We start from the raw sequence: 16,145 nt of genomic DNA, 5'->3' as shown, positions 1-16,145 counted from the left end.
GTTCGTTGATTACAGGTGTGCCATGACCGTTTCACAACTTTCATTACGAGCAGCCCGAAATCTCCACCTTGCGGCCCAGGGATTACTTCAAAAGCCTCGTCGTCGTGCACGGCCCTCTGACGTTGCCGACGCGATTTCCCGCATGTCGCTGCTGCAAATTGACACCATTAATATTGTTGCCCGCAGCCCTTACCTCGTCTTGTTCAGTCGCCTTGGGCAGTATGAATCCGGCTGGCTTGATAGCGCCCTGGCGAGCGGAGAGCTAATCGAATACTGGGCGCATGAAGCCTGTTTTTTGCCGAAAAAAGATTTTGCGCTCATTCGCCACCGGATGCTGAGCCCTGAAAACATGGGCTGGAAATACCGTCCCGAATGGATGAATGAGCATGCGGAAGATATCAGCCAGCTGCTCGCTTATATCAAAGACAATGGCCCCGTCCGTTCAGCTGATTTTGAGCATCCACGCAAAGGCGCGATCGGCTGGTGGGAATGGAAGCCACAGAAAAAACATCTTGAGGGGTTATTTACCGCCGGACAGGTGATGGTGACGGAACGGCGTAATTTTCAAAGAGTTTACGATTTAACCCAGCGCGTTATGCCGCACTGGAACGATGCCTTGCATCTGATTGAGCAGCCCGAGGCTGAGTTACTCATGCTGGAAAACAGCGCCTGTAGCCTGGGGATCTTCCGTCCGGAATGGCTCGCTGATTACTACCGACTGAAAAATATTGCGTTAAAGCCCCTGATAGAAAGCTGGCTTTCATCAGGCAATGTCATTCGCGTCCAGGCCGATAAACTGGGCGATATGCTGCTGCATCATACGCTGCTACCACTGCTTGAAAAAGCGCAGCAAAATCAGCTTAACGCTACCCACAGCGCCGTGCTTTCGCCGTTTGACCCGGTCGTTTGGGATCGTCGCAGAGCAGAGGTGCTGTTTAACTTTTCCTATCGACTGGAATGCTATACCCCAGCGGAAAAGCGTCGCTATGGTTATTTTGTTTTACCGCTGCTGCACAAAGGGGCGCTGGTGGGCAGGATAGACGCCAAAATGCACCGTAAGCAGGGGGAGCTGGAGGTCATAAGCCTCTATCTGGAAGAGGGCATAAAAATCACCGACGCCTTGCAGGCAGGTCTGCGTGGTGCACTGACGGAATTTGCGCGATGGCAATCCGCGACGCATCTTACCCTGGGTATTTTGCCCGCAGAATTAAGAGAAAGCTGGGGTACTAGCTGGGAAATGGCCCCGGCTGGCTAGTCATTTATGCTATTCTGGTGCCGTTGATGGCACTCATCTGGAGTAATTATGGAAAGTCGTTTACTTGAAATCATTGCCTGCCCGGTCTGTAACGGCAAGCTCTACTATAACCAGGAAAAGCAAGAGCTTATCTGCAAGCCTGATGGCCTGGCATACCCGCTGCGTGATGGCATTCCAGTTCTGCTGGAAAGTGAAGCCCGGACGCTGACTTCAGACGAGACCAACCCATGAGTTTTGTCGCCATTATTCCCGCTCGCTATGCGTCCACGCGTCTGCCGGGTAAGCCTTTAAAAGAGATTAACGGCAAAGCAATGGTGCTGCATGTTCTGGACCGCGCGCGCGAATCAGGTGCTGAGCGTATCATTGTCGCGACCGATCACCCGGAAGTTGCACGAGTCGTCGAAGCTGCGGGAGGAGAAGTCTGCCTGACCAGCCCCGATCATCAGTCCGGCACTGAACGCCTGGCAGAAGTTATTGAGAAATGTGGCTTCAGCGACGACACGGTGATCGTGAACGTGCAGGGCGATGAGCCAATGATCCCCCCGGTGATTATTCAGCAGGTTGCTAACAACGTCGCGAACAGCAAAGCTGGCATGGCGACCCTCGCAGTACCCATTGAATCTGCGGAAGAAGCGTTTAATCCGAATGCGGTAAAAGTGGTCATGGATGCGCAGGGCTACGCGCTTTATTTCTCACGCGCCACGATTCCGTGGGATCGCGAGCGTTTTGCCGCTTCACGTGAAGAGATTGGCGATACCTTCCTGCGTCATATAGGCATCTATGGCTACCGCGCTGGTTTCATCCGTCGCTACGTCAGCTGGGCACCGAGCCAGCTTGAACAAATCGAAATGCTTGAACAGCTGCGCGTCTTGTGGAACGGCGAAAAAATACATGTTGCCGTGGCGAAAGCCATCCCAAGTATTGGTGTGGACACCCCAGAAGATCTTGAACGCGTCCGTCTGGCAATGCGCTAATTCACCTTCAGCGTGAACAATCAAACCGGCTAACCAGGCCGGTTTTTCTTTTTCTGAAACCCAATTGATCTGGAGTGGTGACAACTTCGCCTGGTGCGCTCATTATTAAATCAACAGTATTACCAGGGGAAATCGGTATGGAATTGCTGCGTAAGGAGCTAAGTCACCTGCTGGGTGAGAAGTTAAGCCGTATTGAGTGCATTAGCGAACATGCGGAAACTGCACTTTGGTCGCTCTATGACAGCGGCGGCCACGCAATGCCGCTGCTCGCCAAAAGCTTTACCTCGCCGGGCCTGGCGACTCAGTTGGCCTGGAAAATGTCGATGCTGGCGCGTTCAGGCACCGTCCGCATGCCGGTGGTCTACGGCGTGTTGACTCACGAAGAACATCCTGGCCCGGACGTTTTACTGATGGAGCGCCTGCGAGGGGTTCCCGGTGAAGCACCAACCCGAACGCCTAACCGCTGGGAGCAGCTCAAAGACCAGATTGTTGAGGGGCTCTTAGCCTGGCATCGCGTGGACAGCAGCGGCTGTGTGGGAAACGTCGACAGCACTCAGGAAAACATCTGGCCGCACTGGTACCGCCAGCGAGTCGAAGTGCTCTGGACTACGCTCAATCAGTACCAGAACACCGGGTTAACCATGCAGGATAAACGTATTCTGTTTCGTACCCGAGAATGTCTGCCGCGTATGTTCGAAGACTTCAGCGATAACTGCGTGCTTATTCACGGCAATTTTTCCCTTCGCAGCATGCTCAAGGATTCTCGTAGCGATCAATTGCTGGCGATGGTTAACCCCGGGGTTATGCTTTGGGCGCCGCGAGAATATGAGCTGTTTCGCCTGGCTGAGCCAGGTCAGGCCGAAAGCCTGCTTTGGCACTATTTGCAGCGCGCCCCGGTTGCCGAATCTTTTCTCTGGCGGCGCTGGCTATATGTGCTGTGGGATGAGGTAGCACACCTGCTGCAAACCGGCCGACTGAACCGGCCGGTGTTTGACAACGCCTCTAAGTCATTGCTGCCCTGGCTCTCCTGAAGGGCCTTTCAGCCACTGCCACAGGCGCCCGAGGGTTTCATAGCCCACGCGCTCGCTGTGCATCAGCCATACCGGGTCGGGGATAGCCTTCTCCCACGGATTCAGCGGAGAGGTTATCGCCAACTGGTTAGCCGGGGCAGGGAGAGGATGCAGCCCGGCCCGGGTGAAGAAGATCATCGCCCGTGGCAGGTGAGAAGCTGACGTCACCAGAATAAACGGCTGCTGGCCTATCAGCTTCGCGACGGCATGGGCTTCCTCTTCTGTGTCTTTTGGTGTGTCCAGCGTAATGATGTCGTCTCTGGCAACGCCGAGGCTTTCCGCAACCCTGGCACCAGCTTCTGCGGTACTGACGGGGTTGGTCATTGCTCTGGCTCCGGTAAAGATAAGTTTTGCCCCCGGATTGAGCTGTTTCAGACGAATCGCTTCGGCGAGTCGCGGTAAACTGTTGTCGATCAGATTTGAGCTGGGGGCCCAGTCCGGGTTCCAGGTATAACCGCCGCCCAGCACAACGATGTAGCGGGCGTTGTCTCCGTGTTGGCGAGTGGCGTAGGTGTCTTCGATAGGCTTTAGCATCCAGTCTGCGACGGGCTGCAGGCTAATCAGAAAAAGCACCAGCCAGCTGGCCGTGAGTAACCCTTTGGCCGTTTTTTGCCAGCGGGTAAACCACAGCAGTGCCAGAGCCACGCCCATGGTTAACAGCAGGAATGGCAGGGGAAGCAGCAGCCCGCCAATGATTTTTTTCAGTATAAAAAGCATGAAATTCGGATCCTTTTTAACCATCCAGCAGGTAAACCCCCGTGATATTACACCAGATGGGTTCATTCTCGTCCCGCCTGTGCCAAAATAGCGGTTTTGTCAGATGACCTCTTTTGCCACGGAGCTGTACCCATGGGTGACCGCAATTTTGACGATATTGCCGAGAAGTTTTCGCACAATATCTATGGCACAACCAAAGGCCAGTTGCGGCAGGCGATTCTCTGGCAGGATCTGGATGCTTTTCTGGCGACACAGCCCGCAACCTTAAAGGTGTTGGACGCCGGCGGTGGGGAGGGGCAAACGGCCACCCGTTTTGCTGAGCGAGGGCATGAGGTCGTGCTTTGCGATGTGTCCGCCGAAATGATTGCGCGTGCAAAAATGCTCGCTCAGGAGAAAGGTGTGAGCGACAACATGCATTTTGTACAATCTGCCGCTCAGGATATGGCTCAACATTTGGAAAGCCCGGTTGATCTGATATTGTTTCATGCGGTGCTTGAGTGGGTCACCGATCCTCAGGCCGTGCTAAAAGCGCTTTGGGATTGTTTGCGTCCCGGCGGCACTTTGTCGCTAATGTTCTACAATGCAAACGGCCTGCTGATGCGAAACATGTTTGTCGGAAACTTCGAATATGTACTGCAGGGGATGAAAAAAAATAAGCGCAAAACCCTTTCGCCCGACAATCCGCTGCAGCCAGAACAGGTTTATCACTGGCTGGAGCAAATTGGCTGGCAAATTACCGGTAAAACCGGCGTGCGGGTGTTTCACGATTACCTGCGAGATAAACACAAACAACGAGATGGTTTTGACGATTTGCTGACGCTGGAGACGCGTTATTGTCGGCAGGAGCCGTTTATCAGTCTCGGCCGCTATATTCACGTAACCGCGTTTAAGCCGCAGAGCCAAGGATAAATTATGAGTGATTTTTCCCAGACAGTGCCTGAACTGGTTGCCTGGGCCAGGAAAAATGATTTTTCGATCTCGCTACCGACGGAGCGCCTGACGTTTTTGCTGGCCGTGGCCACCTTAAACGGCGAGCGCCTTGATGGCGAGCTGAGCGAGGGAGAGCTGATTGATGCGTTTCGTCACGTCAGCGATGGTTTTGAACAAACGAGCGAAACCATCAGCGTGCGCGCGAACAACGCCATCAACGATATGGTCCGTCAGCGTTTGCTCAATCGCTTTGTCAGCGAGCTAACCGAAGGCAATGCCATTTATCGCCTGACGCCTCTGGGGATTGGCATCACTGACTACTACATTCGCCAGCGTGAGTTTTCCACGCTGCGTCTGTCTATGCAGCTTTCTATCGTTGCGGGCGAGCTTAAGCGCGCCGCTGATGCGGCCGATGAAGATGGCGATGAATTTCACTGGCACCGCAATGTTTATGCGCCGCTCAAATATTCCGTGGCGGAGATTTTCGACAGTATCGATCTTACCCAGCGCATTATGGACGAGCAGCAGCAGCAGGTAAAAGATGACATTGCCCAACTGCTAAACAAAGACTGGCGAGCGGCGATTTCAAGCTGTGAACTGCTGTTGTCAGAGACATCCGGCACGCTACGTGAACTGCAGGATACGCTCGAAGCCGCGGGGGATAAGCTGCAGGCCAACCTGTTGCGCGTTCAGGACTCAACCCTGGGGCGCGACGATCTTCACTTTGTAGACCGCCTTGTGTTCGACCTGCAAAGCAAACTCGACCGCATTATCAGCTGGGGCCAGCAGGCCATTGACCTGTGGATTGGCTACGACCGCCACGTGCATAAATTTATCCGTACCGCTATCGATATGGATAAAAACCGCGTCTTTGCTCAGCGTCTGCGCCAGTCGGTGCAAAGCTACTTCGATGCGCCATGGGCGCTGACCTACTCCAGCGCCGATCGCCTGCTGGATATGCGTGACGAAGAGATGGCACTGCGGGATGAAGAGGTCACCGGCGAGTTGCCAAGTGAACTCGAGTTTGAAGAATTTAACGAAATTCGTGAACAGCTGGCGGCGCTGATTGAAGCGGCGCTGCAGGTCTACAAAACCCAACAAGCACCTCTTGATTTGGGCGTTGTGGTACGTGACTACCTCGTGCAATACCCGCGCGCGCGTCACTTCGACGTGGCGCGTATTGTTGTAGACCAGGCGGTGCGTCTGGGCGTAGCGGAAGCGGATTTCACAGGATTGCCGGCTAAGTGGCAAACCATTAACGATTACGGAGCCAAGGTACAGGCGCATGTCATCAACAAATATTGAACAAGTGATGCCGGTTAAACTGGCACAGGCGCTGGCTAACCCTCTTTTTCCTGCGCTCGACAGCCAGCTGCGCGCCGGGCGTCATATTGGCCTCGAAGAGCTGGACAACCACGCCTTCTTGATGGATTTCCAGGAATATCTGGAAGAGTTTTACGCGCGCTATAACGTGGAACTCATCCGTGCGCCAGAAGGATTTTTCTATCTGCGTCCACGTTCCACCACGCTAATCCCTCGTTCTGTGCTCTCCGAGCTGGATATGATGGTGGGCAAAATTCTGTGCTACCTCTATCTCAGCCCGGAACGTCTGGCCAACGAAGGGATCTTCACCCAGCAGGAGCTTTATGACGAGCTGCTAACGCTGGCGGATGAAAACAAGCTGCTGAAGCTGGTGAACAACCGCTCCACCGGGTCCGACCTTGACCGACAAAAGCTGCAGGAGAAAGTGCGTGCTTCACTGACTCGCCTGCGCCGTCTCGGCATGATCTGGTTTATGGGCCACGACAGCAGTAAATTCCGCATCACCGAATCGGTCTTCCGCTTCGGCGCCGATGTGCGCACCGGCGATGACCCGCGCGAAGCTCAGCTGCGCATGATTCGCGACGGCGAAGCCATGGCGGTCGAAAGTCGCCTGCAGCTCAATGATGAGAGCGATGAGCCACAACCAGGACTGGATAACGCGGAGGATGAACAAGAATGATTGAACGCGGAAAATTTCGCTCGCTGACGCTGGTTAACTGGAACGGTTTCTTCGCGCGTACCTTCGATCTCGATGAGCTGGTCACCACGCTTTCCGGGGGCAACGGGGCGGGTAAGTCCACCACTATGGCGGCTTTCGTCACGGCGCTTATCCCGGACTTAACCTTGCTGCACTTCCGCAACACCACGGAGGCGGGGGCCACCTCAGGCTCTCGCGATAAAGGTCTTCACGGCAAGCTGAAAGCCGGCGTGTGTTACTCCACGCTGGACGTCATCAACTCGCGCCATCAGCGCGTTGTAGTGGGGGTTCGTCTGCAGCAGGTCGCCGGGCGCGACCGTAAAGTCGATATTAAACCCTTTGCAATTCAGGGCTTGCCAACCTCGATTCAGCCGACGCAGTTACTGACTGAAACGCTGAATGAACGTCAGGCTCGCGTACTCAGCCTGCAGGAGCTTAAGGATAAAGTTGAAGCCATTGAAGGCGTGCAGTTCAAACAGTTCAACTCCATTACCGACTACCACTCGCTGATGTTCGATCTGGGCATTGTTGCCCGTCGCCTGCGCAGCGCCGCAGACCGTAGCAAATACTATCGCCTGATTGAAGCCTCGCTGTACGGCGGTATTTCCAGCGCGATCACCCGTTCCCTGCGTGATTACCTGCTGCCGGAAAACGGCGGCGTGCGTAAAGCCTTCCAGGACATGGAAGCGGCGCTGCGTGAAAACCGCATGACGCTGGAAGCGATTCGCGTCACCCAGTCCGACCGTGATTTGTTTAAGCACTTAATCTCGGAAGCGACTGACTATGTGGCGGCAGACTACATGCGCCACGCCAACGAACGACGTATCCACCTGGATAAAGCGCTGGAATTTCGTCGCGAACTGTTGATTAGCCGCCAGCAGCTGGCCGCCGAACAATATAAGCACGTTGATATGGCGCGCGAGCTGGGTGAACACAGCGGTGCGGAAGGCGATCTGGAAACGGATTACCAGGCCGCAAGCGATCACCTGAATCTGGTGCAAACGGCGATTCGCCAGCAGGAAAAGATCGAGCGCTACGAAGCTGACCTCGACGAGCTGCAAATTCGTCTTGAAGAGCAAAATGAGATCGTTGCCGAAGCGCACGAGCAGCAGGAAGAAAACGAGGCCCGGGCCGAAGCCGCCGAGCTGGAAGTGGATGAGCTGAAGAGTCAGCTTGCCGATTATCAGCAGGCGCTGGACGTGCAGCAGACCCGTGCGATTCAGTATCAGCAGGCGCTTCAGGCGCTGGAGCGTGCTCGTGAGCTTTGCCATCTGCCGGATTTAACCGCCGACAGCGCTGATGAATGGCTGGACACTTTCAAAGCGAAAGAGATCGAAGCAACCGACAAGCTGTTGTCTCTTGAACAGAAAATGAGCGTGGCTCAGGCGGCGCATAGCCAGTTCGAACATGCTTACCAACTGGTAACGGCGATCAGTGGCCCGGTGAGCCGCAGCGAAGCCTGGGACACCGCGCGTGAATTACTGCGCGACAGTAGCAACCAGCGCCATCTGGCCGAACAGGTCCAGCCGTTGCGTATGCGTCTCAACGAGCTGGAACAGCGCCTGCGAGAACAGCAGGAAGCTGAGCGCTTGCTCGCTGACTTCTGTAAACGCCAGGGCAAACAGTTCGATCCGGAAGAGCTTGAAGCGCTGCATGAGGAGCTGGAAGAGCGCATCGGCGCGCTGCAGCAAACCGTAGCCGAAGCAAGCGAGCAGCGCATGGCGCTGCGTCAGGAACTGGAACAAATTCAGGCCAGCATCAAAACGCTGAACCTGCGCGCGCCAAGATGGATTGCGGCGCAAACCAGCCTGACTCAGCTGTGCGAGCAAAGCGGCGAGCAGTTCGAAGCCAGCCAGCAGGTGACTGAGTACATGCAGCAACTGCTGGAGCGCGAGCGCGAATCCACCGTTGAGCGTGACGAAGTCGGGGCGCGTAAACGTGCCGTAGATGACGAAATTGAACGCCTCAGCCAGCCTGGCGGTGCCGAAGACCCGCGCCTCAACGCGCTGGCCGAACGTTTTGGCGGCGTGCTGCTGTCTGAAATTTATGACGATATCGGTCTCGAAGATGCACCATACTTCTCCGCGCTGTATGGTCCATCCCGTCACGCCATCGTGGTGCCCGATCTTTCTTTAGTACGCGAACAGCTGGAAAATCTGGAAGATTGCCCGGAAGACCTGTACCTGATTGAAGGGGACCCGTCTTCGTTCGATGACAGCGTGTTTACCGTTGAAGAGATGGGTACGGCGGTACTCGTCAAAACCGCTGAACGCCAGTGGCGCTATTCGCGTCTGCCGGAGCTGCCGCTGTTTGGCCGTGCCGCGCGTGAAAACCGCCTTGAAGCGTTGCATAACGAACGTGAGTCACTGGCCGAGCGCTTCGCCACGCTTTCTTTCGATGTGCAGAAAAACCAGCGCCTGCACCAGTCGTTTAGCCGCTTTATCGGCCAGCATCTGGGCGTGGCGTTTGAAGACGATCCTGAGGCGGAAATTCGCCACCTCAACAGCCGTCGCGGCGAGATTGAGCGGGCGATCAACAACCACGAAAATGACAATCAGCAGCAGCGCCAGCAGTTTGAGCAGGCAAAAGAGGGCGTGGCCCAGCTTAACCGCCTGTTGCCGCGCATTAGCCTGCTGAATGACGAAACGCTGGCCGATCGCTGCGATGAAATCCAGGAGCGCCTGGATGAAGCCGAAGAATCCGCTCGCTTTATTCACCAGCACGGCAACCAGTTAATCAAACTGGAAGGCGTTGCCAGCGTGCTGCAGAGCGACCCTGAACAGTTCGAGCAGCTTAAAGACGACTACGCTCACGCGCAGCAAATACAGCGTGATGCCCGTCAGCGCGCGTTTGCGCTGACCGAAGTCGTGCAGCGTCGCGCCCACTTCAGCTACAGCGATTCTGCCGCTATGCTGGACGGCAACAGCGACCTGAATGAGAAGCTGCGCCAGCGTCTGGAACAGGCTGAAGTGGAGCGGACGCGTTCCCGTGAAGCGCTGCGCCAGCATGCCCAGCAGCTGGGTCAGTACAACCAGCTTCTGGCGTCGCTGAAAAGTTCGTTTGATACCAAAAAAGAACTGCTGACGGATCTGCATAAAGAACTGCAGGATATCGGCGTCCGCGCAGATACCGGGGCGGAGGAAAGAGCACGTGCGCGCCGCGATGAGCTGCATACTGCGCTCAGCAACAACCGCTCGCGCCGTAATCAGCTTGAGAAGCAGCTGACTTACTGCGAAGCGGAGATGAACAACCTGACCCGCAAGCTGAAGCAGCTGGAGCGTAGTTACTTTGAAATGCGCGAGCAGGTTGTGACGGCGAAAGCAGGCTGGTGCGCCGTCATGCGTATGGTGAAAGACAACGGCGTTGAGCGCCGCCTGCATCGTCGTGAGCTGGCTTATCTCTCCGGGGACGATCTGCGCTCCATGTCGGATAAGGCGTTGGGTGCACTGCGCCTGGCGGTGGCCGACAACGAACATCTGCGTGACGTACTTCGTCTGTCGGAAGATCCTAAGCGCCCTGAACGTAAGATCCAGTTCTTCGTCGCGGTTTATCAGCATCTGCGCGAGCGTATTCGCCAGGACATCATTCGTACCGACGATCCGGTTGAAGCCATCGAACAGATGGAAATTGAACTGAGTCGCCTGACGGAAGAGCTGACTTCACGCGAGCAGAAACTGGCGATCAGCTCCCGCAGCGTGGCGAACATCATTCGCAAGACGATCCAGCGCGAGCAGAACCGTATTCGCATGCTCAACCAGGGCCTGCAAAGCGTCTCCTTCGGCCAGGTGAAGAGCGTTCGTCTGAACGTCAACGTGCGCGAGGCTCACGCAACGCTGCTGAACGTACTTTCCGAGCAGCATGAGCAGCATCAGGATCTGTTCAACAGCAATCGCCTGACCTTCTCCGAAGCGCTGGCGAAGCTTTATCAGCGCCTTAACCCACAGATCGACATGGGCCAGCGCACGCCGCAGACCATCGGCGAAGAGCTGCTGGATTACCGTAACTACCTGGAAATGGAAGTTGAGGTAAACCGTGGTTCAGACGGCTGGCTGCGTGCAGAGAGCGGGGCGTTGTCCACCGGGGAAGCTATTGGGACCGGGATGTCTATCCTGGTGATGGTTGTTCAGAGCTGGGAAGATGAGTCGCAGCGCCTGCGTGGGAAAGACATTTCCCCTTGCCGCCTGCTGTTCCTTGACGAAGCGGCGCGACTGGATGCCAAGTCCATCGCCACGCTGTTTGAGCTGTGTGAACGTCTGGAAATGCAATTAATTATTGCGGCTCCAGAAAACATCAGCCCGGAAAAAGGCACCACCTATAAGCTGGTGCGTAAGGTCTTCCAGAACAGCGAGCACGTTCACGTTGTTGGCCTGCGTGGCTTTGCGGCTCCGGCGCTGCCAGAGCCGCAGCAGGGTTCGGAAACGGCTGACGCCTCGTAAACCAGCGCTACTGGATGCGATATTATCAAGCGGGCTAAGGCCCGCTTTTTCTTTGTCGCGAACAGTCTTAATCTTTAATTTTCTTTACATTTTGTCAGGCAAATGGTTTTTACTGTTTATATACTAGTGGTGAATACTTCCCGCCTTTGACGGTGAGCACAGTAATAAACAGGGGGCAAGGGATGTTGCTTAGAAAAGCTAAAGATTTTCGATTATCGGCAGTCGGTTACTGCCTGGCGCTCAGTTTCGCTCCGCTGTTTGTGGCCCAGGCCGACGAGCCTGCCGTCGTTCCCTCCGACAGTTCTGCTTTCCAGACCGATCGGCCCACGGAACTCAATCAGCCTTTGGCACAGTCTACGGCAACGGCCACGATGGCCGGGACTTTGCCAACAAATACGTCCACGATGTCAGCGGCACAAAGCCGGTCGCAGCTTATTGCGGGCCTGCCTGCGGGCTACACGCCGGTTTATCTCAACGCCCTGTCGGCCTTCTATGCTGCGCGTGACATGAAGCCGATGTGGGAAAACCGCGATGCGGTTAAAGCCTTTCAGCAACAGCTGGCGGAAGTGGCCATTGCCGGAATACAGCCGCAGTTTAACCAGTGGGTTGAGCTGTTGACCGATCCCGCAGTGACCGGTATGGCACGCGATGTGGTGCTTTCCGACGCCATGATGGGTTACCTGCAGTTCGTTTCGGGCATCCCGATTGACGGCAATCGCTGGCTTTATAGCAGCACGCCTTACAAGTTAAAAACGCCGCCCCTGTCGGTGATTAACCAGTGGCAGGTCGCCGTTGATCAGGGTTCTCTGGTGAACTTTATCGACAGCCTTGCGCCTCAGCATCCGCAGTATGCCCAGCTGCATCAGTCGCTGATTCATCTGTTGGCTGATACCCGTCCGTGGCCGCAGATGGCCGGCAAAGAGACCTTAAGACCAGGGCAGTGGAGCAACGACGTGGGGGCGCTGAGAGAAATTCTTGCCCGAACCGGCATGCTTCAGGACAAGCCATCGGGTGTGACCAGCGTGGCTGATGTCACCGTCAGCCCGTCCGCGATTAACGTCGAGGACGCGTCTCCTCAGGCTGGCAAGAAAAAATCTCAGGTTGCTGCCCGCGGCGTTTATAGCCGCGATCTGGTCGATGGCGTGAAACGCTTCCAGCAATGGCAAGGGCTAGGCTCGGACGGTGCGATTGGCCAACTGACGCGCGACTGGCTTAACGTCACGCCTCAGCAGCGTGCAGCCCTGGTGGCATTGAATATTCAACGTTTGCGCCTGCTGCCGGATAAACTTGAGACCGGCATTATGGTGAACATTCCTAACTATTCGCTGGTGTATTACCTTAACGGGAACGAGGCGCTTGCTTCTCGCGTTATCGTTGGGCGCCCGGATCGTAAAACCCCGATGATGAGCAGCGCGCTGAACAACGTTGTGGTTAACCCACCGTGGAACGTGCCGCCAACGCTGGCGCGAAAAGATATTTTGCCAAAGGTTCGCCAGAATCCGGGTTACCTGGAACAGCACGGCTATAGCGTGATTCGCGGCTGGAGCAACAATGCGGAGATGATCGATCCGTGGCGCGTAGACTGGTCGACGATCACCGAGAATAATCTGCCGTTCCGCTTCCAGCAGAAGCCCGGCACGCAGAACTCGCTTGGGCGCTACAAGTTCAATATGCCGAGTTCTGACGCCATCTACCTGCACGACACGCCCAATCATAACCTCTTCCAGAAGGATGCAAGGGCGCTGAGTTCAGGCTGTGTACGCGTCAACAAGGCGTCTGAGCTGGCAAATATGCTGTTGCAGGATGCCGGATGGAATGATTCCCGTATATCCAGTACCTTGCAGGAAGGGAACACTAAATACGTCAATATCCGGCATAACATTCCGGTTAATCTGTACTATCTGACCGCTTTTGTCGGAAAAGATGGCCGCACCGAATTTCGTACAGATATTTACAATTATGATCTCACCGCGCGATCTGGCGCACAAAACCTCGCAAAAGCCGGGTTATTAATCCGCTAAACGCAACATTTCTAATGAATTAGTGGTCGTAGAAAATGTAAAACGCAGCCGGGCCCTCTGCAGGGCCCGCCGTTGCTGGGTTTTATCGTGCCTTGACTCCCCGGATTCGGGCAGCTATGGTGCGATGGCTGTGCGCAAAAGTGCATATTAAACCATCATTTTATTACCTGTAGACCTGGATATCATGGACAAATTTGACGCTAATCGCCGCAAGCTACTGGCTTTGGGGGGCGTGGCTTTCGGTGCCGCTCTCATGCCTTTGCCGTCGTTTGCCACCCTCTCGACACCACGCCCGCGTATTTTGACTCTCAATAACCTGCATACTGGAGAGTCACTGAAAGCTGAGTTTTTTGATGGCAGAGGCTATATTCAGGATGAATTAGCAAGACTTAATCATTTCTTCCGGGACTACCGGGCGAACAAGATTAAATCCATCGATCCTTCCCTGTTCGACCAACTCTATCGCCTGCAGGGGCTTTTGGGGACTAACAAACCGGTCCAGCTGGTTTCCGGCTACCGTTCCATCGACACCAATAATGAACTCCGTGCTCACAGCCGAGGCGTGGCGAAAAAAAGCTACCACACCAAAGGCCAGGCGATGGATTTCCATATTGAAGGCGTTTCGTTAAGCAATATTCGCAAAGCAGCATTATCTATGCGGGCAGGTGGTGTAGGATACTACCCCAGCAGCGACTTTGTGCATATTGATACCGGGCCGGTAAGGCACTGGTAAAACAACGGAATCCGGCTTTGTTGTCGGTAATGGAGCAGCATGAACTATCACATTATTCCGGTTACGGCTTTTGCCCAGAACTGTTCTCTTATTTGGTGCGAGGAAACGCAGCAGGCGGCGCTGGTGGATCCCGGCGGCGATGCGGCGCGCATTAAGCAAGAAGTGGCGCAAAAAGGCGTGCAGATTAGCCAAATTCTGTTGACACATGGTCATCTCGATCACGTTGGCGCGGCGGCTGAGCTGGCGGCACATTACGGCGTGCCCGTTGTGGGGCCGGAAAAAGAAGATGAGTTCTGGCTGCAGGGACTGCCGCAGCAAAGCCGGATGTTTGGCCTCGACGAGTGTCAGCCTTTGACGCCGGACCGCTGGTTAAACGAAGGGGAATGTGTTTCCGTAGGGAATGTAACTTTACAGGTGTTGCATTGTCCGGGGCATACGCCTGGTCATATCGTTTTCTTCGATGATGCATCTCGTTTACTGGTTTCGGGCGATGTTATCTTTAAAGGCGGAGTGGGGCGCAGCGATTTCCCGCGTGGTGACCATGCGGCGTTGATTGATTCTATCAAACGTAAGCTGCTGCCGCTGGGGGATGATGTGACCTTTATTCCCGGCCACGGCCCAATGTCTACGCTGGGTTACGAGCGCCTGCATAATCCGTTTTTGCAGGATGAGCAGCCGGTCTGGTAAAACGGGTTTCAAATAAAAAAGAGCCGCTTATGCGGCTCTTTTGCTATGCGTGGCTATTACAGCACGGCAACGATGGCTTCGCACAGCGGTGCCATGTTATCCGGCGTCATGCCCGCCACGTTAACGCGGCCAGATGCGACGGCGTAAACGCCGAACTCTTCACGCAGGCGCAGAACCTGTTCTTTGGTCAGGCCGCTGAACGAGAACATCCCGTTCTGGTTAATGATGAAGCTGAAGTCACGGTTGGCGCCTTTCTCCTGCAGGGTATTCACAAACAGCTGACGCATGCGGTGAATACGCTGACGCATATCGGTCAACTCTTGTTCCCACATGGTACGCAGCGCGTCGTTGCTCAGAATAGTCGCCACAACGGAGGCACCGTGTGCCGGTGGGTTGGAGTAGTTGGCACGAATAACCGATTTTACCTGGCTGAATGAACGGTCAGCGGTGTCGGCATCGGCGGCAACCAGCGTGAAAGCACCCACGCGTTCGTTATACAAACCGAAGTTCTTGGAGTAGGAGCTGGCCACCAGCAGTTCTTTGTGACCGGCTGCGAAAAGACGCAGGCCTTCGGCATCTTCTTCCAGGCCACGAGCAAAGCCCTGGTAAGCAAAGTCAAACAGCGGCAGCCAGCCTTTGGCCAGCGACATCTCCGCCAGCGTTTTCCACTGTTCGGCGGTAGGATCGATCCCGGTTGGGTTATGGCAGCAGCCGTGGAACAGCACCACGTCACCGGCTTCCGCCGCCTGCAGGCTGGCCACCAGGCCATCGAAGTCCAGGCTGTGATTTTCCGCATCGTAATAGGCGTACTCTTTCACTTCCAGGCCAGCGGCGTTAAACACGCTTTTGTGGTTAGGCCAGCTTGGGTTACTCACCCAGACGCGTTTTGCTGAGGTGTTTTTCGCCAGGAAATCAGCGGCAACGCGCAGCGCACCGGTCCCGCCTGGGGTTTGCGCCGTACGGGCGCGTTTGTCGGCAATAAGCGCGTTGTTTTTGCCGAACAGCAGCTCTTGCGTGCAGCGGCCAAACTCTGGAATACCATCAATGCCCAGATAGTTTTTGGTGGTCTCATTTTCCAGCAGATAAAGTTCAGCTTTCTTCACGCTGGTCAGGACTGGGGTTTTACCGGTCTCGTCCTTATAGACCCCGATGCCGAGGTTAATTTTGGTTGGACGGTCGTCGGCGCGAAACAGGTCAGCCAGACCAAGTATAGGATCGGCAGGGGCAGCGGTAATGTTCTCAAACATGACGGGTTCCATTAGTGATATCGGGGGAAATCGCTTTCAGGTTAACTGCTGTTTT

At 55.3% G+C, this 16,145-nt stretch carries 13 protein-coding genes; 11 read left to right on the top strand and 2 right to left on the bottom strand.

The features are described from left to right. Window positions 1–22: 22 nt before the first annotated feature. The 4 genes from WFK85_RS02110 to WFK85_RS02095 all read left to right on the top strand — a co-directional run bounded on the left by WFK85_RS02110 (window position 23) and on the right by WFK85_RS02095 (window position 3,260). Window positions 23–1,255, top strand: coding sequence for a winged helix-turn-helix domain-containing protein (locus WFK85_RS02110; protein ID WP_336708489.1), 1,233 nt, complete (start codon window positions 23–25; stop codon window positions 1,253–1,255). A gap of 48 nt (window positions 1,256–1,303) precedes the next feature. Continuing rightward, window positions 1,304–1,486, top strand: coding sequence for a protein YcaR (ycaR, locus tag WFK85_RS02105; RefSeq protein ID WP_008461191.1), 183 nt, complete (start codon window positions 1,304–1,306; stop codon window positions 1,484–1,486). Next, a complete protein-coding gene (gene kdsB / locus WFK85_RS02100) occupies window positions 1,483–2,229 on the top strand; it encodes a 3-deoxy-manno-octulosonate cytidylyltransferase (RefSeq protein ID WP_008461192.1) in 747 nt (248 codons plus the stop codon). The genes ycaR and kdsB overlap by 4 nt, the downstream gene beginning before the upstream one ends. A gap of 137 nt (window positions 2,230–2,366) precedes the next feature. Next, window positions 2,367–3,260, top strand: a complete 894-nt coding sequence (locus WFK85_RS02095) for a YcbJ family phosphotransferase (RefSeq protein ID WP_166995503.1) — start codon at window positions 2,367–2,369, stop codon at window positions 3,258–3,260. Here the strand turns inward: WFK85_RS02095 and elyC are convergent. Then, window positions 3,237–4,016, bottom strand: coding sequence for an envelope biogenesis factor ElyC (elyC, locus tag WFK85_RS02090; RefSeq protein WP_166995504.1), 780 nt, complete (start codon window positions 4,014–4,016; stop codon window positions 3,237–3,239). The genes WFK85_RS02095 and elyC overlap by 24 nt on opposite strands. A 132-nt stretch (window positions 4,017–4,148) precedes the next feature. Between elyC and cmoM the strand changes: the two genes are divergently transcribed. The 7 genes from cmoM (at window position 4,149) to WFK85_RS02055 (ending at window position 14,843) form a co-directional block, all read left to right on the top strand. Beyond that, window positions 4,149–4,925 carry a tRNA uridine 5-oxyacetic acid(34) methyltransferase CmoM gene (cmoM, locus tag WFK85_RS02085; RefSeq protein ID WP_039301582.1) on the top strand — a complete coding sequence of 259 codons (777 nt, stop codon included), beginning with the start codon at window positions 4,149–4,151 and terminating at the stop codon, window positions 4,923–4,925. A gap of 3 nt (window positions 4,926–4,928) precedes the next feature. Continuing rightward, window positions 4,929–6,251 carry a chromosome partition protein MukF gene (gene mukF / locus WFK85_RS02080; RefSeq protein WP_008461196.1) on the top strand — a complete coding sequence of 441 codons (1,323 nt, stop codon included), beginning with the start codon at window positions 4,929–4,931 and terminating at the stop codon, window positions 6,249–6,251. Continuing rightward, complete coding sequence (mukE, locus tag WFK85_RS02075; protein WP_008461197.1) at window positions 6,232–6,948, top strand: chromosome partition protein MukE; 717 nt, start codon at window positions 6,232–6,234, stop codon at window positions 6,946–6,948. The genes mukF and mukE overlap by 20 nt, the downstream gene beginning before the upstream one ends. Then, window positions 6,945–11,402, top strand: a complete 4,458-nt coding sequence (gene mukB / locus WFK85_RS02070) for a chromosome partition protein MukB (protein WP_008461199.1) — start codon at window positions 6,945–6,947, stop codon at window positions 11,400–11,402. The genes mukE and mukB overlap by 4 nt, the downstream gene beginning before the upstream one ends. A gap of 182 nt (window positions 11,403–11,584) precedes the next feature. After that, window positions 11,585–13,423, top strand: coding sequence for a L,D-transpeptidase (ldtD, locus tag WFK85_RS02065; RefSeq protein ID WP_008461201.1), 1,839 nt, complete (start codon window positions 11,585–11,587; stop codon window positions 13,421–13,423). 184 nt (window positions 13,424–13,607) lie between these two features. Further along, the gene (locus WFK85_RS02060; protein ID WP_008461203.1) at window positions 13,608–14,156 is read left to right on the top strand and encodes a YcbK family protein; all 549 of its coding nucleotides are present in this window, start codon (window positions 13,608–13,610) and stop codon (window positions 14,154–14,156) included. Between the two features lie 39 nt (window positions 14,157–14,195). After that, window positions 14,196–14,843, top strand: coding sequence for an MBL fold metallo-hydrolase (locus WFK85_RS02055; protein WP_336708484.1), 648 nt, complete (start codon window positions 14,196–14,198; stop codon window positions 14,841–14,843). 56 nt (window positions 14,844–14,899) lie between these two features. On the opposite strand, the gene WFK85_RS02050 is transcribed toward WFK85_RS02055, so the two are convergent. Beyond that, entirely contained in the window at window positions 14,900–16,090 is a 1,191-nt protein-coding gene (locus WFK85_RS02050) for an amino acid aminotransferase (RefSeq protein ID WP_336708483.1), read from the bottom strand. Between the last annotated feature and the right edge of the window lie 55 nt (window positions 16,091–16,145).

The sequence above is a fragment of the Cedecea sp. VD22 genome (assembly GCF_037150195.1).
In the GTDB taxonomy this organism is placed as follows: Bacteria; Pseudomonadota; Gammaproteobacteria; order Enterobacterales; family Enterobacteriaceae; genus Cedecea.
The sequence above is the reverse complement of the archived record's forward strand: the minus strand, read 5'-3'. Positions and strand labels throughout refer to the sequence as shown.